The sequence below is a fragment of the Bartonella sp. AP331QHHD genome (assembly GCF_042195905.1).
Classification (GTDB): Bacteria; Pseudomonadota; Alphaproteobacteria; order Rhizobiales; family Rhizobiaceae; genus Bartonella.
The window spans coordinates 1-2681 of sequence record NZ_JBHIPG010000049.1; the positions used below are offsets into that span (position 1 = coordinate 1).

Consider the following 2681-nt stretch of genomic DNA (forward strand, 5'->3'; position numbering starts at 1 on the left):
TGAATTGAGTGAAGGGGGGCGTTTTGAAATCAATAGAGATGCCCTTGAGAGAGCCTTATATTGGGAAGAATATCTGATAAGCCATGCAAAACGTCTTTATGCGGCGAATGATACATTAACAGCAGAGCGTGCAAAATTAATTGTAGAGCGCTGTGATCTTTTACCCAATGTTTTTACGGCAAGAGATATCTATAGACGGTGTTGGAGATCTTTAAAAGACAATGGAGCCGTTAAGCAAGCTTTAGAGCTTTTATGTCGTTGTAACTATATTCGTGAATTTCCTATAGAGGGAAATGAATTAGGTCGGCGTCCTGATAGACGGTATGAATGGCATCCTTTGGTTAAAAACAACAGCATAAAACAATAAAGAAATCTCTTTTGAAGTCTTTAAGACAACCACGCAAAACTCTTTTTATGGCATTCTCATCAAGGAACTTTTTTCCAAAAGTAAATGATCTGAGTGACCTTATCAGAAGAGTTTTGTCAGTCTTGTCAGTATAGCCGACAACACGAATATCAATTTCTATGGACCAGCCTTTAATGTTTTAGTTGCATCCGGTCTGTTAGGTTATGTGAGTGACGGCAAACAAACCATTGTTGGCTTTGATGGGAATAGATACGACTTTGTAAGCAGAATTATTGGCGGCAATGGCTATACTTACGAGACAATACCTGCTGGCAGTAACTGGTGGAAAGAATGGTGGAGAGTGATCATGAATCCCATAAGCTCCCATACTTGTCTTGGAGATGCGGGTCAAAAATGCCAAAAAAGGTATGGCTCATCTCATTTAAAACAAAAACCTTGAATTAAATCATGGAGGAAAAAAATGAAACAAACTTTAAAATTATTAAGCGCTGTAACTTTGTTAAGTATAGCTGGATGTCAGTTTAATAAAACTCCCCCAGGAGATGTGGCTGCGTGGAAAAAGCCAGGAGCAGGTTTTACAGAGGTAGGAAAAGCCTTGTTAGAATGCGGTCTGCCAAGCCTTATTAATGCTGATACAGAAAATAGAAAGCTCAGCTACAATGCAAATGCAACCATTGATGCTTGCATGCTCCAAGCGGGATTTCGCTATAAATATGATGTGGGGGGAGGCTGGTGTGGAAATTATAAAGCGGAAAACTTGCCCATTTGTCGTCCAGGTGCTGTGATCCCGAGGCCCAGTGTCAAGAAGCGCTTAAATAGCCCTTATTGTAAAAAATATAAAAATGCACTTGAATGCAAACCTTAAGTTTTGCTATTGGTGATGATCAACAATCTGCCATCCTTGCCTTTGCTTGGAATGGCGGGATTGTTTCCTCACGCACATTGTTTAACGGATGAAGAAAAGAAGCATTTGCAAGAAGGTGCTGATGGCAAGGTGCATGTGTTCCTCAATGGCATTTTTACGCCACCCTATGAAGCTGCTGTTTATGCAGAGCAACATGCGGAGAATAAAAATGAACCGCTTTATTTTGTTGTGTTCCCAGAAGCCGATTCTGCTATTTCAGAACTTCTGGTAGCAGGCTACCAGAAGTTTATGGAAAATAACTTTTGGGGTTTGACCAATTCCACACAAGAAGCAAAAAATCTGATGTCTCGCTATGGTAACACGGGATTAGAACTTTATGGACATAGTCGCGGGACAATGACATTGGGAAATATGCTGAATTCTTTCAAACAAGAAGGTGTTCACGGTATAGCCGACAACACGAATATCAATTTCTATGGACCAGCCTTTAATGTTTTAGTTGCAGCCGGTCTGTTAGATTATGTGAGTGATGGCAAACAAACCACTATTGGCTTTGATGGGAATAGATATGACTTTGNGCCGGTCTGTTAGATTATGTGAGTGATGGCAAACAAACCACTATTGGCTTTGATGGGAATAGATATGACTTTGTCAGCAGAATTATTGGCGGCAATGGCTATACCTACGGGACACTCCCTGCTGGTAGTAACGTTTGGACAGAATGGTGGAGAGTGATCATGAATCCCATAAGCTCCCATACTTGCCTTGGAGATGCGAGTGATATATGCAAAAAGCGTTATGGCCCTTCTCATCGTGAACAAAAACCTTGAAGGAGAAAAAAATGAACATGTTGTTTAAATTACTGAGTATAATAGTTTTATTAAGTATAGTGGGATGTCAGTTTAATAAAACTCCTTCATCATCTTTGGCAATGTGGGAGAAGCCAGGAGCAGATTTTACTGAGATAGGAAAAGCATTGTTAGAATGTGGTATGCCAACCCCTTATGATAAGGATCCAGAAAATAGAAAGTTAAGTTTAAATAAAAAGGCGTTCATTGATTCTTGTATGGTTCAATCAGGATTCCGCTATAAAGATACAGAGGCAGGAACGTGGTGTGAGAATTTTCAAGGAAAGAATCTTCCGGCTTGTCGTCCAGGTGCTGTGATCCCGAGGCGCAGTGTCAAGAAGCGCTTAAACAGCCCGTTTTGTAAAAAGCATCCAGAACAATATGAATGCTATCCTTAAGTCTTGCTTGTGATGATCAACAATCCCACTATTCTGGCCTTTGCTTGGAATGGCGCGATTGTTTTCTCAATCTAACATCTCAATATTGTATGTAAAGCAATATGGCGTAGAATGTACTTAGTAATCCTATAACATTGCGTCATAGGACGGATTATGCTATCTCTAGATTGATGAGTTTGAGAAAGCCTTGTCCGTCCTTACGT

General features: G+C 40.3%; 4 protein-coding genes and 1 pseudogene. All 5 read left to right on the forward strand.

The features are described 5' to 3' along the window. Positions 1–367, forward strand: a pseudogene (locus ACFIMS_RS05540) (DUF3987 domain-containing protein); the annotation flags it as partial. Between the two features lie 205 nt (positions 368–572). Then, positions 573–806 carry a hypothetical protein gene (locus ACFIMS_RS05545; protein ID WP_375696468.1) on the forward strand — a complete coding sequence of 78 codons (234 nt, stop codon included), beginning with the start codon at positions 573–575 and terminating at the stop codon, positions 804–806. Between the two features lie 21 nt (positions 807–827). Further along, positions 828–1232, forward strand: a complete 405-nt coding sequence (locus tag ACFIMS_RS05550; protein WP_375696469.1) for a hypothetical protein — start codon at positions 828–830, stop codon at positions 1230–1232. Positions 1233–1828: 596 nt separating this feature from the next. Then, complete coding sequence (locus tag ACFIMS_RS05555) at positions 1829–2062, forward strand: hypothetical protein (protein WP_375696470.1); 234 nt, start codon at positions 1829–1831, stop codon at positions 2060–2062. 11 nt (positions 2063–2073) lie between these two features. Continuing rightward, positions 2074–2478, forward strand: coding sequence for a hypothetical protein (locus ACFIMS_RS05560; protein WP_375696471.1), 405 nt, complete (start codon positions 2074–2076; stop codon positions 2476–2478). Positions 2479–2681 lie beyond the last annotated feature (203 nt).